A 25,917-nucleotide genomic window follows, 5' to 3' on the forward strand; every position below is an offset into this window, starting at 1 on the left:
ATGCCTATGTCGTCGGACAGGGTGACAAGGTAGTGGTATGTTCGTGCGCCGTTGTTGCCATGTGTTGACACATGGATCTATATACAGTAATTTCGCTAGACGTCTCAAAACCAAACCCCTGCCATGAACTGTGAATCAGCTTCCCAAAATTTCTCGAACTTTGTTGCAGGGCGTAAGTTCAAGACGATTCTTGCCGACCCGCCTTGGCAGTTTCAAAACAGAACCGGAAAAGTAGCGCCAGAACACAAACGGCTCAGCCGCTATGGAACGTTGACCTTGGACGATATCAAGGCCCTTCCAGTCGCCGAAGCAGCAGCGGACACGGCTCATCTCTATCTTTGGGTTCCGAACGCTCTTCTCCCAGATGGCCTAGCGGTAATGCAAGCATGGGGGTTTCAGTACAAGTCGAACATCATCTGGCAAAAAATCCGAAAGGATGGAGGCCCTGACGGTCGAGGCGTCGGCTTCTACTTTCGTAACGTCACCGAAATACTTTTGTTCGGAACGCGTGGCAAAAATGCTCGTACCCTGCAGGCAGGGCGCACTCAAGTCAACATCATGAACACTCGCAAACGCGAGCACTCACGCAAGCCAGACGAGCAGTACCCCCTGATTACCTCGTGCAGTCCAGGGCCCTATCTTGAGATGTTTGCTCGTGGCAAGAGGGAGGGATGGGCTATTTGGGGGAACCAAGCGGATGAAAATTACACACCCACTTGGCCAACATACACCAATCACTCTCAAGCAGAAACTGGCCTCCAGTTAGCGCTCGCCTAAGCGGCCTCGCTTCCGTCTGCCGCATCCTCTTCTGAAAGTGGCTCAACCTTTGCCCCATCAAACACGATGATTGAGGCAGGCAAGCCAATGAGTAACAGCGGACATGGATTGCCAACCCCACGCTCTACCCGGTTCATCAACTTAGACCAATGCGTGGTCGCCTGTCCGAACTTGTTGCCGACGAAGTTGTCAGCCCATGCAGTCGCGAAAGGCACTGGGTCTTTGTTGCGTAGAACTCGCTTCAAGATATTCGCCCGCTGCTTGGGAGTCGGGACTACTCCGTTCTCGGAGAGTTTTTCTATCGAATCGATACCGCGCTCGGAAGCGAATCGGTGGACGGCGTCCCACAGGCTTTCCTGCAGAGATTGCCCGCGCGTAATGATGATTCCTACGCTGATCGCGCCCTCCGCGTGCAAGCGCTTGAAATTTTCCAGGTCTCGGTCGTAAAACGGGTCCTTGTTGTTCCACTCGATTTCCATCGCGACAACGCCTGCGTCTACGTAACGCTTTACGTGGTCAACTTCATGAGAGGTTGATTCACGTGGCACGCCATCGATCGTCTTGCCGATTTCAAAAATGTGTTTTTTCCAGTTCAGCGTTGCAAGAGCCCTCCGCAAACGTTGAGTGAACTGGGTCTCGCCACCGCCCGATCCAATGATCTCCGAGATCGGCAATTCAATTGCACTCAGGACGCGCTCTATTTCTATCAACGCCTCGGGAAACTCTCCCTCTAAGATTGACCTCGCATGCGACAGAAATAGAACATCGAACCCTTTATCCCTAAGTGATTGAAGAGGGGGAGTGACTGTAGCCAAACGAGCCATTCATTTCACCTTATTCAATGCTGCTGTCAGATGGCCCACGGTGCGGTCCACGTTGTGCCACTTTTCCAGGCCAAACAGGCCGATGCGGAAGGTCTTGAAGTCCGGCCCCTCATCGCACTGCAGCGGCACACCCGCAGCCGTCTGCAGGCCCACTTCCATGAACTTCTTGCCGTTCTGGATGCCGGGGTCGGTGGTGTAGCTCACCACCACGCCGGGCGCCTTGAAGCCCTCGGCCGCCACACTGGGAAAACCACGCGATTCGAGCAGCGCGCGCACCTTGGCGCCCAGTTCGATTTGCTCTTGCCGCACGTTCTCAAAACCGTAGGCACGCGTCTCGGCCATGACTTCGGAGAGGCGCACCAGCGCATCCGTGGGCATGGTGGTGTGGTACGCGTGCTGGCCCTTTTCATAGCCCTCGGCGATCTGCATCCACTTCTTGAGGTCGCACGAGAAGCTGCTGCTCGTGGTGCCCTCGATGGCTTCGCGCGCACGCTCGGACAGCATCACCATGGCGCAGCAGGGCGATCCGCTCCAGCCCTTTTGCGGCGCAGAGATCAGCACGTCCACGCCCGTGGCCTGCATGTCCACCCACATCGCGCCCGACGCCACGCAGTCCAGCACAAACAGCGCGCCTACCTCATGCGCAGCCGCCGTCAGCGTGCGGATGTAGTCGTCGGACAGGATGATGCCGCTGGCCGTCTCCACATGGGGCGCGAACACCACCTTGGGCTTTTCGGCGCGGATGGTGGCGGCGACGTCTTCAGCAGGGCATGGGGCCCAGGGTGCCTGCGGGCCGCTGCCCTGCTGGCGCGCCTTGCAGACGACCGAGCCGCCGCCCAGGCCCTTGTCGGCATCGAAGATCTGCGTCCAGCGGTAGCTGAACCAGCCGTTGCGCACGATGAGCACTTTTTCCTTGTTGGCAAACTGGCGCGCCACGGCCTCCATGCCGAAGGTGCCGCTGCCGGGTACCAGCACGGCAGTGTGGGCGTGGTAGACCTCTTTGAGCGTTCCCAGAATGTCCTGCACCACACCGGTGAAGCGCTTGGACATGTGGTTGAGCGCGCGGTCGGTGTAGACCACCGAGAATTCGAGCAGGCCATCAGGGTCGATATCGGGCAGCAGTCCGGGCATGGTGAAAAGTCTCCGTACAAAGCAGGGTTGAGTGGCGCGCGCCGCTCACAAGGATGCGAGTTGAATCGAATCCCCCCGCCCGTTCAGGCTGAGCTGGTCGAAGCCCTGCGCGGCGCTTCGGCCAGCTCAGCGTGAACGGCGGGTGTGGCGGGATGCCCTCTGGCATTCAGGATCGCACGCCGCGATGTCAAAAACCAGCTTAGCACGGGCTGCCGTCCCCACGCAGTGGCTCACCAGGTATCAATGAACCGGTGCACCAATGGCCCCACCTGTGCCGACGCCAGCCCCCGCGCCAGCCAGGCCCGCGTGTCGGCCGGGTCGATCACCGCGTCGATTTCCAGCGTGGCCGCCATGTGCATCGCCTCCCCATTGGCGTAGGACTTGGCCAGCAGCTTGGCAAACAGCGCGTCGCGCTCGGCGCCCTCGGGCAGCGCCTCCAGCTCCTTGCGAAAGCCCAGGCGCACGGCGCCTTCGAGCCCCATGGCGCCGAACTCGCCCGTAGGCCAGGCGACGGTGAACACGGGCGCATGGAAGCCCCCGGCCGTCATGCCCATGGCGCCCAGGCCGTAGCCTTTGCGCAGCACCACGCTGAAGGTCGGCACGCGCAGGCTGGCGGCGGTGACGAACAGACGGCTCACATGGCGCACCTGGGCCGTGGCTTCGACCTCGGGGCCGACCATGAAGCCGGGCGTGTCCACCAGGCTCACGATGGGCAGGCCATGCGCGTTGCACAGCTGCATGAAGCGCGCGCCCTTGTCGGCCGCATCTGCGTCGATGGCGCCACCCAGGTGTTGCGGGTTGTTGGCCAGCAAGCCCACGGGGCGGCCTTCGATGCGCGCCAGCGCGGCGTGGATGCCCGCGCCAAAGCCGGTGCGCAGCAGCAGCAGGCTGCCGTCGTCCACCAGGCCCGCCATCGCCGTGCGGGTGTCGTACACGCGCAGGCGGTTCTCGGGCACCACGGCGCGCAGCAGGCGCTGGTCGGGTGCAGACCATTGCGATGAGCGGCCCTGGAAGAACGACAGGTAGTGGCGCGCGGCCTGCACCGCCCCGGCCTCGTCATCGACCAGCACGTCGATCACGCCGTTGGCATGCTGCACGCGGCTCGGGCCGATCTGCTCGGGCTTGAAGACGCCCAGACCACCGCCTTCGATCATGGCCGGGCCGCCCATGCCGATGTTGCTGGCGCGCGTGGCGATGATCACGTCGCTGCAGCCCAGCAGCGCCGCGTTGCCCGCAAAGCAGCGCCCTGCGGCGATGCCGATCACCGGCACCTGGCCCGACAGCGCCGCGTAGCTGGCGAAGGTGTGCACATGCAGGCCCGCCACCACGGGCATGTCGGTGTCGCCCGGGCGCCCGCCGCCGCCCTCGGCGAACAGCACCACGGGCAGCTTCTGCGCCAGTGCGATGCCGAGCATGCGGTCGGTCTTGGCGTGGTTGCGCACGCCCTGGGTGCCTGCGAGCACGGTGGCGTCGTAGGACATGACCACGGCGCGGGATTTCTCGTCGCCAAACAGTGCGCCGTTGATGCCGCCAATGCCCGTGACCATGCCATCGGCGGGCGTGTTGGCAATGAGGTCTTCCTTGCTGCGGCGGCGCGCCTGCGCGGCGATGGCGAGGGCACCATATTCGATGAAGCTGCCGTCGTCGCACAGGTCGGCAATGTTCTCGCGCGCGGAGCGGCCGCCTTGCGCGTGGCGCTTGGCCATGGCGTCGGGGCGCGCGGCGTCGAGCGTGAAGGCGTGGCGGTCGATCACGCGTTGCAGGTCGGCGCGGATGTGGTCGAGGTCGTGCGCAGCGCTGCCCTGCACTTCGACATCGGCCGCATCATCCACTGCGTCCAGCACCAGCAGCGGCTGCCCCTGCGCGACGTAGCCACCGGCCACGGCCAGCAGCGCGCCGACGCGGCCCGCGTGTGGGGCCAGCAGCACGTGCTCCATCTTCATGGATTCGAGCACGGCCAGCTCAGCGCCTGCGGCGACCACGTCGCCCTCGGCCACGCTCAGTTGCACCAGGCGGGCGGGCATGGGGGCCAGCACGGCGCCTTCGGGTGCAGACATTGAGAAATTTGAGTCTTTTTGGCCGCTAGCGCTTGATGGATAAGCGCTAGCAGCTATTTTTTCGGAAGCATTCAGCAATGCCGGCAACACGGTTTCCAGCCAGCGCGTGTGCACCTGCTGGCTCTCCATTTCGGGCCGTGCGGCCAGGGCCTGCAGCAGCGCGAGGTTGGTGGCTACACCGTCGATGCGGCACTCGGCCAGCGCGCGCTGCGAGCGGCGCAGCGCATCCGCAAAACGCGGGCTGCGTGTGTGCACGATGAGCTTGGCCAGCAGCGTGTCGTAGTGCGGTGACGGCGCGGCGCCCGCTGCGCCATGGGTGTCCACACGCACGCCGGGGCCTGTGGGCAGGTCAAAGCGCTTCAGCGTGCCGCTGCCGGGCGTGGCGCCGCCCTGCGCGTCCAGCGTTTCGGCGTTGATGCGCCACTGCACTGCAAAGCCCAACACGGCGGGCGGTACTGCAGGGTCGAGGCCGATGTCCTGCAGCGTGCGGCCCGCCGCCAGCGCGATCTGGGCCTGCACCAGGTCCACGCCGGTGACCTCTTCGGTGATGGTGTGCTCCACCTGCAGGCGTGGGTTGCATTCGATGAACACAAACGGCAGGTCGTTCGAGGCCAGGTCCACCAGAAACTCGAACGTGCCCAGGCCCTCGTAGGCCACGGCCCGCGCCATCGACAAGGCAGCGGTGGTGATGCGCTCACGCAGCGCTGCGGGCAACGAAGGGCTGGGCGCGATCTCCACCACCTTCTGAAAGCGCCGCTGCAGCGTGCACTCGCGCTCGCCCAGGGCGATCACCTCGCGCCCATCGCCCAGCACCTGCACCTCGATGTGGCGCGCGTTGCCCATCAGGCGCTCCACGTACACGCCGTCCACACCAAAGGCGGCCTGCGCCTCGCTGCGGCAGCGCGCGTAGGCAGCGGGCAGTTCATCGGCCGACGCCACCGCGCGCATGCCGCGCCCGCCGCCGCCACCGATGGCCTTGATCACGATGCCTGAAGTGGCGTGCTGCGCAAAGAAGGCCTGCGCCTCCTCCAACGTCACCGCCGCCTGCGTGCCGGGCATCAGCGGCACACCCTCCTGCTGCGCCAGCGCACGGGCCTGCGCCTTGTCGCCGAACAGCGCCAGCTGTGCGGGCGTGGGGCCGATGAAGCGCAACCCGGCCTCGACGCAGGCGCGGGCGAAGTCGGCGCGCTCGCTTAAGAAACCGTAACCGGGGTGCACGGAGTCGCAGCCCTGCGCCTTCGCAATGGCGATGAGGCGTGCACCGTCCAGGTACGCCGCAGGGCCGGTCGCGCCCAGCGCCACGGCCGCACTGGCTGCGTGGACATGGGGGCTGGTGGCGTCATCGTCGGCATACACGGCCACGCTGGCAATGCCCAGGTCGTGCAGGGCGCGCACGGTGCGCAGTGCGATTTCGCCCCGATTGGCAACCAGCACTTTGATGAACAGAACAGAAGATGGCATGGGGCAGTCGCTATGTTTTGTATAGCTGCCAGCGCATATTCATCAGGCGCCAGCAGCCAATTTCTCATTCAATCAAGCAATATCCCGAAGCAGGCGGCGCAGCACCTTGCCCGCGCCCGTGGCGGGCAGTGCGTCGATGAAGCGCACCTCGCGCGGGGCTTTGTAGGGCGCCATGTTCTCGCGGCACCAGGCCACCAGGCCAGCGGCGTCCACCTCCTGGCCGGGCTTCTTGACGATGAAGGCGCGCACCACTTCGCCCTTTTCCGCATCGGGCACGCCAATCACGGCGGCCTGGGCCACGGCGGGGTGCTTGATGAGCAGGGTCTCGACCTCTTCGGGGAACACGCTGTAGCCCGACACCTTGATCATTTCCTTGAAACGGCCGATGAAGGTGACATAGCCGTCCGCATCGATCTTGCCCATGTCGCCGGTGTAGACCCAGCCATCCCGCAGCGTCTTGGCCGTTGCCTCGGGCTTGTTCCTGTAGCCCTTGAAGTTGCCGGGGCCGTGGATGGTGATCTCGCCCACCTCGCCGGTGGGCAGCGGCGCGCCAGTGTCGGGGTCGACGATGCGGATGGTGTTGCCCGACACGGGCTTGCCCTGAGTGCCCCAGCGGATGGCGTCCACCGGCATGGCGGTGTCCACGGTGTGCGTTTCGGACAGCCCGTAGGCCGCCTCGTGGGAGATGCAGTTCGGCGCGAACTGCTGCCACTGCTGGGCCAGCGCCTCGGTGAAGGTGATGCCAAAGCTGGTGACCGGGTTGCGGCGCAGCGCGCTCCAGTCCATCTCGCGTGCGCCGGGCACCTGCATGAGCGCGCCATTCATGGGCGCGATGCTGTACCACCAGGTCACGCGATGGCGCTCCAGCGCCTGGGCCACGCCCAGCGGGTCAAAACGGTACAGCAGCACGGCCGTGGCGCCGGTGTAGACCGGCAGGTTCACGCCCATCACCATGCCGGCGATGTGGTACAGCGGCGCCACCGCCAGCAGCGTTTCGTGCGGTGTCATGCCGTTGCAGTCAGCCGAGGCTGCGGTCTTGAACGTGGCATTGCCGTAGCTCAGCATCGCGCCCTTCGGCAACCCGGTGGTGCCCGAGGTGTAGGTCATGAGCGAGATGTCATCCATCGACAAGGCCACGGGCGCAGGCCGCGCACCGGTGCGGGTGGCGGCCAGGAAGTCTTCGCAGCCCGCAGGCACCGGCACCATGGCGGCGCGCATGGCCAGCAGCTCGGCGGGTACGTCGATGCTGGGCGTGCCCTCGGGCAGCAGCTCGGCATAGCGCACCACAAACACCTGCTGCAGCGCGGTCTTGGCGCGCACCTTGTCCACCACGGGCAGCAGCACATCGGCCGCGACGATCACGCGCGCCTGCAGGTCGGTGAGCTGGTATTCCAGCTCGTGCTCCTTGTTCAGCGGCCCGCAAGGACAGACGATGGCGCCGATCTTCTGGATGCCGTAGTGCGCCATCACGTACTGCGGGCAGTTGTTCATGAACAGCGCCACGGGCTCGCCCTTGGCCACACCCAGCGCCTGCAGGCGCGCAGCAAATGCATCACTGGCCGCATCAAGCTGCGCCCACGTGAGGGGCTGACCGTACCAGAGGTAGGCGATGCGGTCGGGCGTTTCGCGCGCGTGGCGGCGCAGGTGTTCGTGCAGCGGCAGCTGCGGTGCGGCAGAAGGCATGGCGTTGTCTCCGAGGTGTCTGGAATCGCTGGTTCTTGGCGGCCACTCAGGGTTTTCTCTGAGCGCCCTCACCCGCCAGCGTCTTGCCAATATATACCGCTCGGTAGAACAATGCTACCCATGGGTATAACTTCAACGTCGCACAAAGGACACCGATGAACCAGCAGCCCCCCGTGCAGGCCAGCGGCCGCCAGAAGGCCGCCACGGCCGGGTCGGACGAGAAGCGCGAGCGGATCCTGCGCGCGGCCGAGGCACTGTTCGATGCGCAGGGCTACGCCAACACCACCATCGAGCAGATCGTGCAGCAGCTGGGCGTGACCAAGCCCTTTGTGTACTACTACTTTCGCAACAAGCAGGAGATCTTCGAGACGCTGTCGTGGGCACCTGCCGTGGCCTGCTTCACGGCCATGGACTTTGCGGCGGGCGACGACCGCCCCGCGCATGTGAAGGTGACCGAAGGCATCGAGCGGCTGATCCGCGCCACGCTGGAGCACCACCCGTCAGCCTTCTTCCCCTACCGCGAGCCGCAGGTGTACCGGCCCGAGTACCTGGCGGCGCAGAAGGATCTGGCGAACCACTTCTACGACCGGCTGTGCGCGCTGCTCGAACAGGGCCGCGACGACGGCATGTTCGAGTTCAACGACACCAAGATCACCGCCCTGGCCGCCTGCAGCCTGCCCGGCTTTCTCTACAACTGGTACCGCCCTGACGGCCGCCTGTCGCAAGACGAGGTGGCGCAGGAGCTGGCGCAGCTGGCCTGGCGCGTGCTGGGGCTGCGGCGCACCCGCAAGCGCAACCCTGCATGACGCGCGCGGCTGCGCTGCGCCCCCATCCCAAGCACAACAACCACCGGAGACAAAACCCATGAAAACAGTGTTCCTCACCCCCCTGGCCGCTGCGGCGGCACTACTCATCGGCACGGCCGCCAGCGCGCAGGAGACCTTCAAGGTCGCCTACATCGACCCGCTGTCGGGCCCGTTCGCCAACGTGGGTGAGCTGATGCTCACCCACACGCAGTACGCCATCGAGGACATCAACGCCAAGGGCGGCGTGCTCAAGGGCACCAAGCTGCAGCTGCTGCAGTTCGACAGCAAGCTCTCGGCGCAAGAGAGCCAGAGCGCGCTGCAGGCCGCCATTGACCAGGGAGCCAAGGCCATCGTGACGGGCGGCTCGGGCTCATCGGTGGTCACGGCGCTGGTGCAGGCGGCAGCGCGCCACAACCAGCGCAACCCGGGCAAGGAGATCCTGGTGCTGAACCACTCCTCCATCGACCCCGAGCTGACGGGCAAGGCGTGCAACTTCTGGCACTTCCAGTTCGAGGCCAACACGGCCATGAAGATGAAGGCGATTGCCAACTACATCAAGAAGCAGCCGGACATCAAGAAGGTCTACCTGCTGAACCAGGACTACGCGCACGGCAAGCAGTGGGCGCACTATGGCCGCGAGATGGTGGGCCTGGCGCGGCCCGACATCCAGTTTGTGGGCGAGGCGCTGCACCCCATCGGCCGCGTGAAGGACTTTGCGCCCTACCTCGCCAAGGTCAAGAGCACGGAGGCCGACTCGGTCATCACCGGCAACTGGGGGCAGGACATGACGCTGCTGCTCAAGGCGGCGGGTGACGCGGGCTACAACCTGCGCTACTTCAACCACAGCGCGGGCTCCATCCCCGGCACGGTGCTGGCGGTGTCGCAGGCCAAGCAGGGCCAGTTGACCTGGGTGGCCGAATGGCACCCCGGCCAGGCCGACACCCCCAAGGTGGATGCGCTGGCCAGGGCCTACAAGGCCAAGACGGGCAAGGACTTTCTCGCGCCGCGCATCGAGATGACGCCGCGCTTCCTCGCCGCCGCCATCAACAAGGCCCAGTCCACCGACCCGGTGAAGGTGGCCCGCGCGCTGGAAGACCTGACGATTGACTCGGTGGTGGGCCCCGTGCGCATGCGCGGCGAAGACCACCAGCTGCTGCTGCCCCAGGTGGTCAACACCATCGCGCCGGTGGACGGCAAGGCCGTGAAGGTGGGCTGGGAAGGCACGAACTATGGCTTTCGCACCGATGCGGCCTACACCGGCAATGAAATAGCCCAAGGCACCGAGTGCAAGATGGCCAGACCGTAGCCCCCTGAGTCGCCTTCGGCGCCTTCCCCCTCAGGGGGACGACGCCCTCGCTGCGGGGCGGCCCTTGCTCGCCGTCCCTGGCCTCGGCAGCGCCCATTTCGCCAGCCGAGAGCCTTACGGCCGCTGTGGGAGCCAACACGACTAACATGGCCGGTCATTCGTTGACCCGACCCACCAGGACCGCGCCCATGCCCGACTTTCGCAGCGACACCGTCACCCAGCCCACGCCCGCCATGCGCGAGGCCATGTTCAAGGCCCCGCTTGGCGACGATGTGTTTGCCGATGACCCCTCGGTGAACGCACTGCAGGACCATGCCGCCGAGCTGCTGGGTTTTGAGGCCGCGCTGTTCGCCCCCTCGGGCACGCAGACCAACCTGATCGCGCTGTGGGGCCACTGCCAGCGCGGCGACGAAGCCATCGTGGGCCAGAGCTGGCACACCTACCGCTGGGAGGCGGGTGGCATGGCCGTGCTGGGCTCCATCCAGCCCCAGCCGGTGGAGACGCAGCCCGACGGCACGCTGCGCGTGGCCGACATCGCGGCAGCCATCAAACCGGACGACCCGCACTTTGCGCGCACCCGCCTGGTGGTGCTGGAGAACACGACCGGCGGCCAGGTGCTGCCGCCCGCTTACATCGCCGAGGTGGCCCAACTGGCGCGCAGCCGGGGGTTGGCGATGCACCTGGACGGCGCACGCATGTTCAACGCCGCCACGGCCAATGCCGCGCGCAACGGCACCGATGTGTATGCAGAAGCGCGCGCGCTGTGCAGCCACTTTGATTCAGCATCGCTGTGCCTGAGCAAGGGCCTGGGCGCGCCTGTGGGCTCGCTGGTGCTGGGCTCGCGCGACTTCATCCGGCAGGCGCGCCGCACCCGCAAGATCCTGGGCGGTGGCATGCGGCAGGCGGGTGTCCTGGCGGCTGCCGGCCACTACGCGCTGCAGCACCATGTGCGGCGCCTGGCGGAAGACCACGCCCGCCTGGACCGGCTGGCGCAAGGGCTGGCTGAAGCCAACCGCAGCCACCCCGTGCTGCAGGGCAAGCTCACCGTGCTGCCCTGGCAGACCAACATCCTCTTCACCGACCTGCACGCAGAGGTGGCCCCGGCCTTCACCGCCTGGCTGGCGCAGCACGGCGTGCGCGTCACCAGCAGCCTGTATGGCGGCGCCACCCGGCTGCGCTGGGTGACGCACCTGGATGTGAGCGAGGCGGATGTGACAGCGGCGCTGGACTGCGTGGCGCGCTTCACGCTGCCGGGCTGAGCCCGCTCAGGCGGCGGGGTAGGTCCGTCCACCAAACACGCCGGTGCCCACGCGCACCAGCGTGCTGCCTGCCTGAATGGCGGCCTCCAGGTCGGCCGTCATGCCCAGGGACAGGGTGTCAAACTGCCCCAGGCCTGGCTCTCCTACTGCCGATATCTCGTCAAATAGCCTTCTGGCGCTAGTGTGGATTGCCATTTGCGCTTCAAACTCAGGAGCATGGTCCGGAATGCTCATGAGCCCCCGCACCACCAGCCGTGGCAGTTTTGCGACAGCCCGCACCAGGTCCAGGGCCTCGGCCGGGGCCACGCCCGACTTGGTGGGCCCACCGTCGATGTTGACCTGGATACATACCTGCAGCGGCGGCAGGTGATCGGGCCGCTGGGCCGACAGGCGCTCGGCGATCTTGAGCCGGTCCACCGTATGCACCCAGTCAAAGTGCTCGGCCACCAGGCGGGTCTTGTTGCTCTGAATGGGGCCAATACAGTGCCACTGCAAAGCTGCACCGGGCAAGGCTGCGTGCACAGCTGCAATCTTGTCCACGCCTTCCTGGATGTAGTTTTCGCCGAAGTCGCGCTGGCCGGCGGCCACGGCCTCCAGCACCGCATCGGCGCCAAAGGTCTTGGAAACGGCCAGCAAGGAAACGCTGGCCGGATCGCGCCCGGCGGCTTTGCACGCCTGCGCCATCCTGCCCAGAACCTGTTGGAGGTTGTTAGCAATCGTGGTCATAATGTTTGGCAAGCGTACCAAACGATAGAGGGATTCCGTGGACATTACCCAACTGCTCGCGTTCAGCGTCAAGAACAAGGCCTCCGACCTGCACCTCTCCGCAGGCCTGCCGCCCATGATCCGGGTCCACGGCGATGTGCGGCGCATCAACGTCGATGCGCTGGACCACAAGACGGTGCATGCCATGGTGTACGACATCATGAGCGACGCCCAGCGCAAGACGTATGAAGAGTTTCTGGAAGTCGACTTCTCGTTTGAAATCGAAGGCCTGGCACGTTTTCGCGTCAACGCCTTCAACCAGAACCGGGGCGCCGCCGCGGTGTTCCGGACCATTCCAAGCAAGATCCTGACGCTGGAGCAGCTCAACGCGCCCAAGATCTTCGGCGACCTGGCCCTCAAGCCGCGCGGCCTGGTGCTGGTGACCGGGCCCACGGGCTCGGGCAAATCCACCACGCTGGCCGCCATGGTCAACTACCTCAACGAAACCGAATACGGCCACATCCTCACGGTGGAAGACCCGATCGAGTTCGTGCACGAATCCAAGAAGTGCCTGATCAACCAGCGCGAAGTGGGGCCGATGACGCTGTCGTTCGCGGCCGCGCTGAAGTCCGCACTGCGCGAAGACCCGGACGCCATTCTGGTGGGTGAAATGCGCGACCTCGAAACCATCCGCCTGGCCATGACGGCGGCGGAAACGGGCCACTTGGTGTTTGGCACGCTGCACACCTCCAGCGCTGCCAAGACGATTGACCGGATCATCGACGTGTTCCCGGCCGAAGAAAAGGAAATGGTGCGTGCGATGTTGTCCGAATCGCTGCAGGCGGTGATCTCGCAGACACTGTGCAAAACCAAGGACGGCTCGGGCCGCGTGGCCGCGCACGAGATCATGCTGGGCACCAGCGCCATCCGCAACCTGATTCGCGAGGCCAAGGTGGCGCAGATGTACTCCACCATCCAGACCAGCAACAGCGTGGGCATGCAGACGCTGGACCAGAACCTCACCGACCTCGTGCGCCGCAACATCATCAGCCCGGCCGAGGCCCGCAGCAAGGCCAAGATCCCCGAGAACTTCCCTGGCTGAGCCCCCCGCAGCACACACCCATGAACGACTTTGCGGCCCCCGCAGGCGCCGCATACCGGAGCCCGATATGAAAGGCATTCTGAGCCTTCTGAAAATGAAAACCCGGGGCGGCAAGCCTGCGGAAGACCACACGGATTCCGTGCTGTTCTCCACGGCCTTTGCAGGCCAGGGCGTAGACGATTCGATGCTGGTGCCCTGGGAGGCACGTGCCGTGGAAGTAGGCGCCAAACGCCTGCCCACCAGCCGAGGCGGCAAGCTGCTGCAAGGTCTGTGGGCCAAAGACAAATACATGGCGCACCTGGACAAGGACGCCGTGGAGCGCATGGAGCGCTTCTTCGAATTTGCGGCCATCCCGTCCAACCGCGATGTGATCCGCCAGGACGAGTACGGCAATTTCATGGTGGTGCTGCTCACGGGCACTATCGCCGTGGACCGTGTGCAGCCCTGGGGCGAGCAATTGCGCCTGGCCGAGACGCGGCCCGGTGACATCCTGGGCGAGATGTCGCTGCTCGACAGCGGCATCCGCTTTTCGGCCTGCACTACGCTCACCGACTGCGAGATCGCCGTGCTGAGCGCCGAAGCCATGGACGACATGATGACCAAGGACCCGCAGCTTGCAGCCAGCCTGATTGCACTGCTGGCCCGCAAGCTGTCGCTGCGCCTGCGTGTGGTGAGTGCGCGCCTGAGCGACAACCACAAGTAATGATGCGCCACGACAAGATCAATGATCGTCCAGCCGACGAACAGCCCCGGGAGAACTTCTGATGGAACGCGATCAGGCCAGTAAATTCATCAATGACCTGCTCAAGTTGATGGTGGGCCGCAACGGCAGCGACTTGTTCATCACCGCAGACTTTCCACCCGCCATCAAGGTGGATGGCAAGGTGACCAAGGTGTCGCCCCAGCCGCTCTCCCCCAACCATACGCTCACGCTGGCGCGCGCCATCATGAGCGACAAGCAAGTGGCCGACTTCGAGCGCACCAAGGAGTGCAACTTCGCGATCTCGCCCTCCGGCATCGGCCGCTTTCGCGTCAACGCCTTCATCCAGCAGGGGCATGTGGGCATGGTGATGCGGACGATTCCGCTCACGCTGCCCACCATCGACGGCCTGGGCGTGCCGCAGGTACTCAAGGAAGTGACAATGACCAAGCGCGGCCTGTGCATCCTGGTGGGTGCCACGGGCTCGGGCAAATCGACCACGCTGGCCGCCATGGTGGACTGGCGCAACGAGAACTCGTTCGGCCACATCATCACGGTGGAAGACCCGGTGGAATTCGTGCACCCACACAAGAACTGCGTGGTCACGCAGCGCGAAGTGGGGCTGGATACCGACAGCTGGGAAGCGGCCCTCAAGAACACGCTGCGCCAGGCGCCCGACGTGATCCTGATGGGCGAAATCCGCGACCGCGAGACCATGGAACATGCCGTGGCCTTTGCCGAAACCGGCCACCTGTGCCTGGCCACGCTGCACGCCAACAGCGCCAACCAGGCGCTGGACCGCATCATCAACTTCTTCCCTGAAGAGCGCCGCGCGCAGCTGCTGATGGATTTGTCACTGAACCTGCGCGCCATGGTCTCGCAGCGCCTGATCCCCAAGCAGGACGGCAAGGGCCGTGCGGCTGCGGTGGAGATCATGCTGAACACGCCGCTGATCTCCGACCTGATCTTCAAGGGCGATGTCTCCGAGATCAAGGAGATCATGAAAAAGAGCCGCAACCTGGGCATGCAGACCTTTGACCAGGCGCTGTTCGACCTGTACGAGGCCAACGTGATCAGCTACGAAGACGCGCTGCGCAACGCCGACTCGCTCAACGACCTGCGCCTGCAGATCAAGCTCAACAGCCAGCGCGCCAAGTCGCCAGACCTGGCCTCGGGTACCGAGCATTTCGCGATCGTGTGACAACCCCCTGAGCGGCTGCGCCGCTTCCCCCTTCTCTCGCGCGGCGCGCGGGAAGGGGGACGACGCCAGTGGCCTGGCAAAGCCAGTTCCACGGCGTCCGCTGGCCCAGGCCGCGCCAGTTTCAAACGCCGTCGACATGGCGGCCTTTTCTCACAAGAACCATTTTCATGCCAAGCACCAACCCCCGCAACTACGACGCCACCCCTTCCCGCAAGGTCGCCTTTCTGGGCTTGGGTGTGATGGGCTACCCGATGGCCGGACACCTTGCACTGGCCGGGCATGAGGTGACGGTTTACAACCGGACCGCTACTAAATCAATAGCTTGGTGCGCAGAGTATGCAAGCGCCAAGGCGCCAAAACATGCTGCAACGCCGCGCGAAGCCGCCGCGGGCGCGGACATCGTGTTCTGCTGCGTGGGCAACGACGATGACCTGCGCTCTGTGACGCTGGGCGCGGACGGCGCCTTTGCGGGCATGAAGCCGGGTGCGATTTTTGTGGACCACACCACGGCATCGGCCGAGGTGGCGCGCGAGCAGTACGCAGCCGCCCAGGCGTTGGGCCTGCAGTTTGTGGATGCCCCCGTGTCGGGCGGCCAGGCTGGCGCGCAGAACGGCCTGCTCACCGTAATGTGCGGCGGCGATGCCGCAGCCTTCGAGGCAGCCCAACCCGTGGCCATGGCGTTCTCGCGTGCCTTCACGCTGCTGGGTGCCAGTGGCTCGGGCCAGCTGGCCAAGATGGTCAACCAGATCTGTATTGCCGGGCTGGTGCAGGCCCTGTCCGAGGCCGTGGCCTTTGGCCAGAACGCGGGGCTGGACATGAAACAGGTCCTCGACGTGATCGGCAAAGGCGCCGCCCAAAGCTGGCAGATGGACAACCGTGGCAAGACCATGGTGGACGGCAAGTTCGACTTTGGCTTTGCCGTGGACTGGATGCGCAAGGACCTGGGCCTGGTGCTCGATGAGGCCAAGCGCAACGGTTCACGCGTGCCGGTGACGGCCCTGGTGGACCAGTTTTATGCCGATGTGCAGAAAATGGGGGGCAACCGCTGGGATACATCGTCCCTCATCCAGCGGTTGAAATAGGCTCCCCCCTGAGTCGCTTCGCGCCTTCCCCCCTGAGGGGGGACGCACCCGGTGGCCCGGCAAAGCCGGTTCCACGGGCGCGCTGGCTTGTGCAGCGCCGGTTTCACGCCGCAGCGCGCGGGGCAAAATCCCCAAGAAAAAATCCCGGGCCGCAGGATGCGGGCCGGGATTTTTGCTGCACGGGTGGTTGGCTGTGCTGGCCGCCAAGCCTGCTAAACGGCCTTCAGCCCCCAGAGGGCTTGGTGTCATCCGTGGTGACGGGTGCAGGCTGCGGAGCGATGCGGCGCAGTTCTTCTTCCGAGACGATCTCGAACACACGCACCACCTTGCCCACGCCGCTCACCCCGCGCGCAATCTCGGTGGCCCGGTTGGCTTCGCGCTGCGACACACGGCCCATCAGATAGACAACGTTGCGCTCGGTCACCACCTTGAAGGAATTGGCCGAGATGTCCTGCGCGTCCACCAGGCTGGCGCGGACCTTGCCGGTGATGAAGGTGTCGTTGGAACGCTGGCTCAGGGTGCTGGAGAAGGTGGTGATGGTCAGGTCGTTCACCACCGAGCGCACGTTCTCCACCTGCGACACCAATTGCTCGACGGCCTGGCGCTCCTGCGCGTTGGGGACTTCGCCCGTCAGCAGGGCCTGGCGGTTGTAGCTCGTCACGTTCACATGGACGCGGTCGCCAAACGTTTCGCGGATGCGGTTGGCCGCGCGCAGTTCGATGCCTTCATCCTCGATCTGGGTGCCTGCCGTGCGGCGGTCCACGGCCATCACACCACCCACCACAGCGCCCCCGACGATCAGCGGCGCGCAGGCCGACAGGCCTGCAGCGAGGGCGGCTGCGGCCAGCACGGTGCACACCGTGCGCTGGGTACGCTTCATGGTTGTTTGTTGCTTCATAGCGGAATCTCCTGTTCACCAAGTAACTGGGCGTCCACGCCGTCGCTCAGGCAATGCAGCACCAGGGCATGGACTTCTCGCACGCGCGCCGCGCGGTCATGGGGCACGCTGATCAATACATCGGTTTCGCGCAGCAGCGCAGCCAGCTTGCCGCCGGTGCGGCCGGTCAGCACCACCACGGTCATGTCGCGCTCGTGGGCGGCTTCGGCAGCGGCCAGGAGGTTGGCATCGTTGCCGGTGACGGACAGGACCAGCAGCACGTCGCCCGCCTGGCCCAGCGCCCGCACCTGGCGGGCGAACTGCTGCGCGGCATCGTAGGGGCCGCCAGCGGCTGCGGTGAGAAGGGTGCTGTCGCCAGTGAGGGCCAGCGCCGCGAGCTCGGGCCGATCGCGCTCGAAACCCGCCACGCAGAAGGCGGCGAACTGCTGTGCCTCGGCGGCCGAGGGGCCGTTGCCGCAGGCCAGCACCTTGCCGCCGCTGGTCACACAGGCCAGCACGGCCTGAACGGCGGCGGCGATGGGGTGGCTCAGAACCTGCGCGGCTTGGTACTTCAGGTCGGCGCTGTCGATGAAATGCTGTTGGATGCGTTGCTCAAGCATGAGGGCCCGATGATACCCGCCGCGTGTTACAGCTTTTGTAGCAAACCGTAGTCACCGGCATTGCTTTGGAGCCCGAATGGGGGACAGGGAACGGATGGGGTCACTGCGCATCAAAGGCCGCCTTGAGCCACTGCACCGAAGCTTCGACCAGCACCACGTCAAAGCGGCAGGGCGGCGGTGATGGCAAGCGCAGCAGGTAGTGCCGGGCGGCAAAAATGATGCGCTGCTGCTTGGTGGCACTGATGCTGGCGCCCGCCCCGCCGAAGGCGTTGCCCGCACGGCTGCGCACCTCGACGAAGACCAGCGTGCCATCCCGCTCACGCATCACCAGGTCGATCTCGCCGCCCCCACGCCCCGGCGTCCGATAATTGCGTGCCACCAGGCGCAGGCCCGCGGCTTCCAGGTGGGCCAGGGCGGTGTCTTCCGCGGCGTTTCCGCGCTCGCGGGTGGTGATGGTTGCGGCCGCTGGTGCCACCGCCCCCGCTGGTTTTCTCTTTCCAAGGAATTTCATTGAGCGCATCTTTCGCTTCAGCCCAGGCCGCCGCGCGCGAAGCAGCGGCGGCCCAGCATTATCCCGAGGGCGCCTTGTACGTGGTGGCCACGCCCATCGGCAACCTGGCCGACATCACCCTGCGCGCGCTGCACGTGCTGCAGATGGCCGACACCGTGGCCTGCGAAGACACGCGCCACACCCAGTCCCTGCTGCGCGCCTACGGCATCGACAAGGGCGCCGCGCAGTTGCTGGCCGTGCACCAGCACAACGAGGCCGAAGCTGCGCAGAACGTGGTGCAGCGGTTGCAGCTGGGCCAGCGCGTGGCGTATGTGAGTGACGCTGGCACGCCCGGTGTGAGCGACCCTGGCGCCCGGCTCGTGGCCGCCGTGCAGGCGGCCGGTCTGCGGGCCGTGCCCCTGCCGGGCGCCAGCAGCATCACCACGGCGCTGAGCGTGGCGGGTGCCGTGGCCCACAGCACTGAACATGGCGGCTTCGTGTTTGCGGGCTTCCTGCCCGTCAAGAACGCTGAACGCGCCACGGTGATTGCGCAGCAACTGGCCAACGAGGCGCGCTGCGTGGTGCTGCTTGAAGCCCCCCACCGCATCAACGAGCTGGCCCAGGCCCTGGCGGTGCTGGGTGATCGTCCGGTAACGCTGGCACGGGAGCTGACCAAGCAGTTCGAGGAAGTGACCACGCGGCCCGCCCGGGAGCTGACGGCCTGGCTGGACGGCGCACCCCAGCGCTCGCGCGGCGAGTTTGTGGTGCTGCTGCACCCGGTGGCGGTGGCTGGCGACGATGGCGCCAGCCTGCGGGTGTTGCGCCTGCTGGTGCAGGAGTTGCCGCTGAAAACCGCCGTGCGCCTGGCTGCCGAGATCACGGGTGCATCGCGCAATGTGCTGTACGACACGGCCCTGGCGTGGAAGCGCAGCGGCGCGAGCGGGGAAGATGAGGACGAAGCAGGCGACGCCGGGAGCTGATAACACCTCGGATTTCAGGCCAAATTGGCACCTAGCGCTTGATGGACAAGCGCTGATAGCTATATTTTTAATAGCATTTCTCCGCCACAGTGAATCCACCACCGGCCCTGGTGCCGCCGCCCCCTCCGGATCTATCGCCCTGACACCGCCAACCCGGCCGCCACCCCGCCAAACAAATCGCCTTCCACCTGGGGAGTGTCGGGAAACGCCGCTTTGAGCGCCTGCCGCAGCGGCCGCAGGGCCGACGAGCCCCCGGTGAGATAGATTGCATCCAGCCCCTGCACACCCAAGCCCGCCAGCTGCACACATTCCTGCGCGCAGGCGACCACCTGTTCGAGGGGTTGCAACAGGGACTGCGCCAGTCCCTCCGGTGTCACGGCGGCACCGAGCCCGGCCTCGATCCAGTCCAGCGGCATGGGCGCTTCGGCATCGGCCAGCGAGGCCGCAATCTTGGCCTGCTCCACCGTGTTGGCCATGCGGTGCCCCAGGCGCTCGTGCAGCACCCGCATGAGCCGCGCGTGCAGCCGTGCATCGGAATAATCGGTGCGCAGGTTCTGCGCATCGCGCAGCGCGCGCGGCGAGTACAGCCACTGGATCAGATGCCAGGTGGACAGGTCAAAAAACACCCGGCTGGGCACCTCGCGCCCCGTGGGCCCGGTGTGCCGAAACCCGAGCAAGGGCATCAACAGGTCCAGGCTCAGCCGCCGGTCAAAGTCGGTTCCACCCACGTGGACGCCGGTGGTGGCCAGCACATCGCTGCCGCGCTCGGCGCGCGCCATGCGCTCCGGCCCCAGCCGCACCACCGTGAAGTCCGAGGTACCGCCCCCAATGTCCACCACCAGCACCAGGGACTCCTGCGCGATACGCTGTTCGTAGTCCAGCGCGGCGGCAATCGGCTCCAGCTGGAACGACACCTCGGCAAACCCCGCATCCAGCGCAGCCTGGCGCAACGCATCTTCCGCCTGCTGATCGCGGTCGGCATCCCCATCCACAAAATGCACCGGCCGCCCCATCACCACCCGGGCAGGCATGCCGCCCAGCTCATCGCGCGCCTTTTGCACCAGCATGCGCAAGAAGAGGCTGATGATGTCCTGGTAGCTCACCATCTTGTTGTGCACCGCCGTCTTGTCCTGCAGCAGCGCACTGCCGAGCAGGCTCTTGAGCGACCGCATCAGGCGCCCCTCGGTGCCTGCCAGATACTGGCCCACGGCATCGCGACCAAAGTGCGTGCGGTGATCCTCTGCGTTGAAGAACAGTGCGGTGGGCAGTGTGTGCGCACTCCCTTCCAGCGCAATCATCCGCGCCAACCCCGCCTCCTGGCGCACGGCCATCGCGGAGTTGGAAGTGCCAAAGTCGATACCAAGGGTGGTGTCCTTCAGGAGGGGCATGGGTGAAGTGTCGAAGCGATGAGGAAGTGTTCAACGCACACCGGCCACAGCCTCGGTGAACGCAAACATCGGATGCGGTGCTGCGGCGAGAAGAATGCTCTGGGCAGCTTGGTGGCGCGACAGGAGACCCGTGCAAAGCCCCTCCGAGGCACGACCCAGCGCCGTGGACACCGCATGCAGAATGGAAAAAGCCCTTGATTAGCAAAAATCAAGGGCTTTTATTTGGTGGCCTGGGGCGGAATCGAACCACCGACACAAGGATTTTCAATCCTCTGCTCTACCGACTGAGCTACCGGGCCTGAGCCTCAAATTATAACCAGAAAAAAAGGCCGTTTAGGCGAAACCGCCAATAATTTCTTGCAAGCCTACCCGCGTTTGCCCCGGCCGAGATCGACCCCTAGCTGGCGCAGCTTGCGATAAAGGTGCGTGCGCTCAAGGCCCGTCTTTTCGGCCACGCGCGTCATGGAACCGCCTTCGCGGGCCAGGTGGAATTCGAAATAGGCTTTTTCAAACCCATCGCGCGCTTCGCGCAGGGGGCGGTCCAGGTCAAACCCTTGGTGCGCGTGCGGGCCAGCCTCGACGCCAGCCATGATGGCCGACACAGCAGGCAGTTGCGAAAACGTGGGGTCGGCCGGGGTATGGACGGGCGCTGGGGCCGCAGCCACCGGGGCGGACTGGTGGGCAGCGTTGCGTGCCAGGCCCTGCTCCACCGCCTTGAGCAGCTTTTGCAGGGTGATGGGTTTTTCAAGAAACGAGAAGGCGCCGATCCGGGTGGCCTCTACGGCGGTGTCGATGGTGGCGTGGCCACTCATCATGATCACGGGCATGGTCAGTACGCCCGCTGTGGCCCATTCCTTGAGCAACGAAACCCCGTCGGTGTCCGGCATCCAGATGTCGAGCAGCACGAGGTCGTAGGTGTTGCCTGCCCGGGCCGTGCGCGCCTGGGTGGCGTTTTCTGCGAGGTCTACGCTGTGACCTTCGTCGTTCAGGATTTCCGACAGCAGATCACGAATGCCGAGCTCATCGTCGACCACCAGAATGTTTGCCATGTGTGTTGAAGCGCCTTGGGGTACTGCGGGGCGGTGTTGTTATGACGCCACCGCTGGTTCAGGGGCGAATGATAACGACACTTGGGCCCCCCGCACTACGCCATCTTCGGTCCGATTCGACAAGTCAATGCGCGCACCGTGCTCATCGGCAATCTTTTTGACCACGGCCAGACCCAAGCCGGTGCCCCGGGGCTTGGTGGTGACGTAGGGCTCGAAGGCACGCTGCAGGATGTGCGCAGGAAAGCCCCCACCACTGTCGGATACCGTGAGCCGCACGCGGCGCGAGGACTCACTCCAGCGCGTGCTGATGCGTACCGGGGGCACGGGCTCCGAGGTTCCAGCGCGCGCCTGCTCGGTGGCGTCTTGCGCGTTTTGCAGCAGGTTGTGCACAACCTGCCGCAGCTGCTGCGCATCGCCTGCGATAGAGGGGCAGCGCGGGTCCAGCTCGGCTTCTACGCGCACGGCGGCGTTCTCTTCGCCGTAGAGATGGAGCACGTCGGCCACCAGGGCATTGAGGTCCAGTGCATGGAGTTCTGCAGCAGGCAAGCGTGCGTAATCGCGGAATTCGTTGACCAGCCGCTTCATCGCATCGACCTGGTCCACGATGGTCTTGACGGACTTGGCGAGGATGGCCTGTTCAGGGCCGGGCAGCTTGCCAGAGAGCTTCATTTCCAGCCGCTCCGCAGACAGCTGGATGGGCGTGAGCGGGTTCTTGATTTCGTGCGCCAGGCGCCGCGCCACCTCACCCCAAGCCTGCGCGCGCTGGGCGGAAACAATTTCCGAAATGTCGTCAAAAACCAACAGTCTGGCCGAATCGGGCAGTTCCGCCCCCCGCGCGACGAGGCTGGTAGCGTGTTGCCCGACGCCGCCAGAAGACGCATGCAGCTCAAAAGGCTGCTGCCAGTGGTCCAGTCCATGGCGTTCGTGGTCGCCCAGGAAAGCGTCGAAGTGCCCTTGCACCGACGCCGCAAACTCGGCGAGCCCGGGCACTTCCGACAGGGGTCGCCCCTCATAGGCCGCCATCGGTGCCCGCAGGATGCGGGTGGCCCCCGGATTGGACGATCGGATCAAACCTTGGGCATCCAGCACGATCACCCCCGCCGTGAGGTTGTCCAGGATGGTCTGCAGGTTGGCGCGTGCGGCATCGACTTCGCCCATGCTCTGCTCCACGGCATGGCGGGCGTCGGACAACTGTTGGGTCATCAGTGCAAAAGAGCGTGTGAGTCCACCCAGCTCATCCTTGCCCTGCAATGCAGCCTTGGGGCTGAGATTCCCAGCCGCCACCTCGCGCACCCCCTCGGCCAGCACCAGCAGCGGGCGGGCCAGCTGGTTGCCCAGCAATACCGCCAGCAACACGGCGCCAAAGACAGCCAGGAACAGGCTCAGCGTGAGCGTGCCCACATACATGCGCCGCAGCCCCCCGCGGGCCAAGGCTCGCTCCTGGTATTCGCGGTTGGCCTCCTGCACGGCGATGGCGTTGGCCACCAGCGCAGGCGGCAGGGGCAATGTGGCCTGCAGGTATCGGGGCTCCACGAGCAAGCCGACGCTGGGGCTGCTGACCAGCGCCAGCACTTTCACGCGCGCATTCTGTGCCGCGGCAGGGTCCGAAATATCGTCCAGGCCCTCGATCTGCGCGGTGGCGCGCTGCTGCCGCACGGTGCGCAGCAACGCCACGCCGGGCCGGTCGGGGTTCAGGCTAAAGCGCGATTGGCCTGCACTGGCTACCGCCTGGCCCGCAGCATTCCAGAGCACGACATCGGTGGCTCCCAGCTGGTCGCGGATGCGCTCCAGCACCAGACCAGCCGCGGCATCAGGCACCTGCGCCACTTGGGCACTGGCATTGCGCGCTTTTGAGGCCATGTCGGCGGCCAGCGAATCCAGCGACACACGGGCCAGGTTCACCCCCGCTGAAAGAGCGCCCTCCACTTTCACATCGAACCAGCTCTCAATGGACCGCGTGACAAACTGGTAGGACACCACATAGATCAGCAGCCCCGGCATCAGCCCCACCAGCGCAAAGATGGCCGCAAGCTTGACCAGCAGTCGACTGCCAAAGCGCCCTTTGCGCAAGCGCATGCCCAGGCGCACCGCCACCCACACAAGCACGGCCAGCAGCAGCACGGCCACCAAAACGTTCACGCCAAAAAGCCAGGCGTAGTTGCGCTCGTACAGCGCGCGGTTGTTGGTGGCCAGGGTGAGCAGGAACAACAGCACCATGCCGATAGCCGACATGATGGCGGCCCCAACCCCCACAGCCCAGCGCACGGCGCGCGACTGGCGTGCGGCGGCATGGGCCGACGCGGAAGCTCCCGTCTGAGAAGACTCTGGAGGGCTCACTTGGCGACGGTCTCTGCAGCCAGGCGTTGGCTGCGGGATACCAGGAGATTCCAGCCGGAGCGCCCCACGGCACCGATCTGGAAGGGTCGGGGCAACTGCGACATGTCAAGCCGGAACCGGAAATTGACCGTATGGACGGCGTCTGACTCAATGACATCGCGTTCTGCGATCTTCCATCGCGAAATGCGCTGAATGGCCGACAACGCATCGGCATAACTGTCAAAATTCTGCCCCAAAACCACACCCAGGCCACTGTTGGTGAAAGGTACCGGGGAGATGTTCAGACGCCAACGTCGCGTCAACGGCTGGTAACTTAGCCGCAGATAGCGGGTGGTTTCAGCCACTTGGCGGTCAGACCAGTACCAGCGGTCTCGCAAAACCTGGGCCTCCGCCACGAAGAACATGGGAATGCCCTTGTACAGCGCATCCTCGGCAAGCTCCGGCAGCACAAATTGCAGTGTGGCGCTGAGGTAGAGGCCATCCTCGGCACGGTCGAGCCGAAGTTCGCCCACCTCGGGGTCCACCGGCTGGCCGGCGATGGCCGACTGCACCATTGCGGCCCATGCCACCCAGAGAAAGAGCGCACAGATCGCCACCCAACGAGCCCCACGGAACTCATTGCGGCGATTTTTGCAACAGTGCGTAAAAAAATCCGTCGTGGTCACCCGACCGATTGTCCGGGACAGCTCCGGGCTTGTCCCCGTTGGCGGGGATTAAATGACCCGGCGACGGCAGCAATTGCGCATCGGTGTTGTGTGCAAGAAACGTTTGCACCTGGTCGTCGCCTTCGGCACGGAACACGGAACACGTGCAATACAGCAGCCGTCCGCCAGGGCGCAACAGCGGCCACAGGGTCTTGAGCAACCGGGCCTGCAGGCCTGCAAGCTGCGCAATATCGCTCTCGCGGCGCAGCCAGCGCACATCCGGATGGCGGCGCACGATGCCCGAGGCCGTGCAGGGCGCATCCAGCAAGATGGCATCGAACTGCGCACCATCGCAATGCTGCTGCCACCAGTCTTGCGGACGCGCCGCATCGGCCACCACCACCTGGGCGCGCAGCCCCAGGCGCTGCAAGGTCTCACCAATGCGCGCGCTGCGGGTGGCATCGATCTCCAGCGCAGTGACCTGTATCGGCGCACCAGCGCCCGCCCACTCCAGAAGGTGGGCGGTTTTACCCCCGGGCGCCGCACAGGCGTCAAGCACCCGCACAGGCCGGGTGAGGTCTAGACCTTCAAGCAACAGGGGCGCAGCCATCTGGGCTGCGGCATCCTGCACCGAGACCCAGCCCTCTTCAAACCCCGGCAGCGATTGCACGGGCACGGGGTGCTGCAATACCAGCCCTACACTCCCAGACGGAATTGCTTCTAAATTGATAGCTTCCAGCGCTTTCTGGTAAAGCGCTAGAGTGCTTTTTTGTGTATTGACCCGCAGCGTCATCGGTGCGTGGGCATTGTTGGCCTGCAGAATCTGCTCCCAGTGCTGGGGATGGTCCTTGCGCAGGCGCTCGACCCACCACACCGGATGGTTCCAACGGGCCAGCGGATCGCCATCGGTGCGGGCAACCAGCGCTTCGCGTTCGCGCAGAAAGCGGCGCAAGCAACCGTTAAGGAATGAAGCCTGCGCACGCGTGGACGCGCTGCGTTTGGCCGCTTCCACCACCTGGTTCACCAAGGTGAACGGCTCGTACGGCGACTCCTCAGGGTTCCAGCACAGCGCCAGCGCCGTACACAACAGCGCATCCGCAGCCGGTGGAGGCGTGCGTGCAACCATCTGGCGGCGCAACGCCTCGGCCCGTCCGGCCTGGCGCAGCACCTGGAACAGGAGAGACTGCACCCCAGGGCGCAGAGCTGTGTCTACCGCCGCCAGTGCTGCGGTGCCCGACTGCCCTGTGCGAATGGCCTGCAAGGCACTGGCCACAGCCTCCAACTGTTGCCATAGCGCTACGGGCTGACCGCCCGCCCCCGGGCGACTGGCACCGCCCGGGCCGGAAAGCGTCCGGTCACGGGCTGGCGCGTTGTTGGCTCTGTCGGCTCGCTTGTTAGGCCCGGGGCGGGACGCAGGGCGTGGGGGTTGTTGTCGTGG

At 65.3% G+C, this 25,917-nt stretch carries 22 protein-coding genes and 1 tRNA gene; 9 read left to right on the plus strand and 14 right to left on the minus strand.

The window, feature by feature from the left end:
* Nucleotides 1–123: 123 nt before the first annotated feature.
* On the plus strand, nt 124–777 hold the full coding sequence (locus tag C8C93_RS17840; RefSeq protein ID WP_121507793.1) for an MT-A70 family methyltransferase: 654 nt from the start codon (nt 124–126) through the stop codon (nt 775–777).
* Here C8C93_RS17840 and C8C93_RS17845 read toward each other — a convergent pair.
* The 4 genes from C8C93_RS17845 to C8C93_RS17860 all read right to left on the minus strand — a co-directional run bounded on the left by C8C93_RS17845 (nt 774) and on the right by C8C93_RS17860 (nt 7,933).
* Entirely contained in the window at nt 774–1,601 is an 828-nt protein-coding gene (locus tag C8C93_RS17845; RefSeq protein ID WP_121507794.1) for a BglII/BstYI family type II restriction endonuclease, read from the minus strand. The two genes, C8C93_RS17840 and C8C93_RS17845, sit on opposite strands and share 4 nt — an antisense overlap.
* Nucleotides 1,602–2,732, minus strand: a complete 1,131-nt coding sequence (locus C8C93_RS17850; RefSeq protein WP_121507795.1) for an alanine--glyoxylate aminotransferase family protein — start codon at nt 2,730–2,732, stop codon at nt 1,602–1,604. It lies immediately after the preceding gene.
* A gap of 230 nt (nt 2,733–2,962) precedes the next feature.
* The gene (locus C8C93_RS17855) at nt 2,963–6,235 is read right to left on the minus strand and encodes a carboxyl transferase domain-containing protein (RefSeq protein ID WP_121508857.1); all 3,273 of its coding nucleotides are present in this window, start codon (nt 6,233–6,235) and stop codon (nt 2,963–2,965) included.
* 87 nt (nt 6,236–6,322) lie between these two features.
* Nucleotides 6,323–7,933 (minus strand): AMP-binding protein, encoded by a 1,611-nt coding sequence (locus tag C8C93_RS17860; protein WP_121507796.1) that lies wholly within the window; start codon nt 7,931–7,933, stop codon nt 6,323–6,325.
* 155 nt (nt 7,934–8,088) lie between these two features.
* Here C8C93_RS17860 and C8C93_RS17865 point away from each other — a divergent pair, with 155 nt between their 5' ends.
* The 3 genes from C8C93_RS17865 to ltaE all read left to right on the plus strand — a co-directional run bounded on the left by C8C93_RS17865 (nt 8,089) and on the right by ltaE (nt 11,304).
* Nucleotides 8,089–8,739 (plus strand): TetR/AcrR family transcriptional regulator, encoded by a 651-nt coding sequence (locus tag C8C93_RS17865; RefSeq protein ID WP_121507797.1) that lies wholly within the window; start codon nt 8,089–8,091, stop codon nt 8,737–8,739.
* A gap of 58 nt (nt 8,740–8,797) precedes the next feature.
* A complete protein-coding gene (locus C8C93_RS17870) occupies nt 8,798–10,045 on the plus strand; it encodes a branched-chain amino acid ABC transporter substrate-binding protein (RefSeq protein WP_121507798.1) in 1,248 nt (415 codons plus the stop codon).
* A gap of 188 nt (nt 10,046–10,233) precedes the next feature.
* Nucleotides 10,234–11,304, plus strand: coding sequence for a low-specificity L-threonine aldolase (gene ltaE / locus C8C93_RS17875; protein ID WP_108498068.1), 1,071 nt, complete (start codon nt 10,234–10,236; stop codon nt 11,302–11,304).
* Nucleotides 11,305–11,310: 6 nt separating this feature from the next.
* On the opposite strand, the gene C8C93_RS17880 is transcribed toward ltaE, so the two are convergent.
* Complete coding sequence (locus tag C8C93_RS17880) at nt 11,311–12,030, minus strand: YggS family pyridoxal phosphate-dependent enzyme (RefSeq protein ID WP_121507799.1); 720 nt, start codon at nt 12,028–12,030, stop codon at nt 11,311–11,313.
* Nucleotides 12,031–12,067: 37 nt separating this feature from the next.
* On the opposite strand from C8C93_RS17880, the gene C8C93_RS17885 reads away from it, so the two are divergent.
* The 4 genes from C8C93_RS17885 to C8C93_RS17900 all read left to right on the plus strand — a co-directional run bounded on the left by C8C93_RS17885 (nt 12,068) and on the right by C8C93_RS17900 (nt 16,094).
* A complete protein-coding gene (locus C8C93_RS17885; RefSeq protein ID WP_055398404.1) occupies nt 12,068–13,111 on the plus strand; it encodes a type IV pilus twitching motility protein PilT in 1,044 nt (347 codons plus the stop codon).
* A gap of 67 nt (nt 13,112–13,178) precedes the next feature.
* Nucleotides 13,179–13,814: a Crp/Fnr family transcriptional regulator gene (locus C8C93_RS17890; RefSeq protein WP_055398403.1), complete on the plus strand. Its 636-nt coding sequence runs from the start codon at nt 13,179–13,181 to the stop codon at nt 13,812–13,814.
* A gap of 61 nt (nt 13,815–13,875) precedes the next feature.
* Complete coding sequence (locus tag C8C93_RS17895) at nt 13,876–15,012, plus strand: PilT/PilU family type 4a pilus ATPase (protein ID WP_055398402.1); 1,137 nt, start codon at nt 13,876–13,878, stop codon at nt 15,010–15,012.
* Between the two features lie 167 nt (nt 15,013–15,179).
* Entirely contained in the window at nt 15,180–16,094 is a 915-nt protein-coding gene (locus C8C93_RS17900; protein ID WP_121507800.1) for an NAD(P)-dependent oxidoreductase, read from the plus strand.
* A 223-nt stretch (nt 16,095–16,317) separates the two neighbouring features.
* Here the strand turns inward: C8C93_RS17900 and C8C93_RS17910 are convergent, their stop codons facing one another.
* The 3 genes from C8C93_RS17910 to C8C93_RS17920 all read right to left on the minus strand — a co-directional run bounded on the left by C8C93_RS17910 (nt 16,318) and on the right by C8C93_RS17920 (nt 18,102).
* Nucleotides 16,318–16,992, minus strand: coding sequence for a BON domain-containing protein (locus C8C93_RS17910; protein ID WP_233559493.1), 675 nt, complete (start codon nt 16,990–16,992; stop codon nt 16,318–16,320).
* A complete protein-coding gene (locus C8C93_RS17915; protein WP_121507801.1) occupies nt 16,989–17,591 on the minus strand; it encodes an SIS domain-containing protein in 603 nt (200 codons plus the stop codon). The genes C8C93_RS17910 and C8C93_RS17915 overlap by 4 nt, the downstream gene beginning before the upstream one ends.
* Before the next feature lie 100 nt (nt 17,592–17,691).
* On the minus strand, nt 17,692–18,102 hold the full coding sequence (locus C8C93_RS17920) for a YraN family protein (protein WP_121507802.1): 411 nt from the start codon (nt 18,100–18,102) through the stop codon (nt 17,692–17,694).
* On the opposite strand from C8C93_RS17920, the gene rsmI reads away from it, so the two are divergent.
* Nucleotides 18,102–19,061 (plus strand): 16S rRNA (cytidine(1402)-2'-O)-methyltransferase, encoded by a 960-nt coding sequence (gene rsmI / locus C8C93_RS17925; protein ID WP_121507803.1) that lies wholly within the window; start codon nt 18,102–18,104, stop codon nt 19,059–19,061. The two genes, C8C93_RS17920 and rsmI, sit on opposite strands and share 1 nt — an antisense overlap.
* Before the next feature lie 131 nt (nt 19,062–19,192).
* On the opposite strand, the gene C8C93_RS17930 is transcribed toward rsmI, so the two are convergent.
* The 6 genes from C8C93_RS17930 to rsmB form a co-directional block, all read right to left on the minus strand.
* Nucleotides 19,193–20,449 (minus strand): Hsp70 family protein, encoded by a 1,257-nt coding sequence (locus C8C93_RS17930; RefSeq protein WP_121507804.1) that lies wholly within the window; start codon nt 20,447–20,449, stop codon nt 19,193–19,195.
* A gap of 223 nt (nt 20,450–20,672) precedes the next feature.
* Nucleotides 20,673–20,748: transfer RNA gene (locus tag C8C93_RS17935), tRNA-Phe, on the minus strand.
* A 66-nt stretch (nt 20,749–20,814) separates the two neighbouring features.
* Nucleotides 20,815–21,498 carry a response regulator gene (locus C8C93_RS17940; RefSeq protein WP_121422031.1) on the minus strand — a complete coding sequence of 228 codons (684 nt, stop codon included), beginning with the start codon at nt 21,496–21,498 and terminating at the stop codon, nt 20,815–20,817.
* A 39-nt stretch (nt 21,499–21,537) separates the two neighbouring features.
* The gene (locus C8C93_RS17945; RefSeq protein WP_121507805.1) at nt 21,538–23,835 is read right to left on the minus strand and encodes an ATP-binding protein; all 2,298 of its coding nucleotides are present in this window, start codon (nt 23,833–23,835) and stop codon (nt 21,538–21,540) included.
* The gene (locus C8C93_RS17950) at nt 23,832–24,389 is read right to left on the minus strand and encodes a DUF4390 domain-containing protein (RefSeq protein WP_055398521.1); all 558 of its coding nucleotides are present in this window, start codon (nt 24,387–24,389) and stop codon (nt 23,832–23,834) included. The genes C8C93_RS17945 and C8C93_RS17950 overlap by 4 nt, the downstream gene beginning before the upstream one ends.
* 61 nt (nt 24,390–24,450) lie before the next feature.
* Nucleotides 24,451–25,761 (minus strand): 16S rRNA (cytosine(967)-C(5))-methyltransferase RsmB, encoded by a 1,311-nt coding sequence (gene rsmB, locus C8C93_RS17955; protein ID WP_121507806.1) that lies wholly within the window; start codon nt 25,759–25,761, stop codon nt 24,451–24,453.
* Between the last annotated feature and the right edge of the window lie 156 nt (nt 25,762–25,917).

The organism is Acidovorax sp. 93 (assembly GCF_003633835.1).
Lineage (GTDB): Bacteria > Pseudomonadota > Gammaproteobacteria > Burkholderiales > Burkholderiaceae_C > Acidovorax > Acidovorax facilis.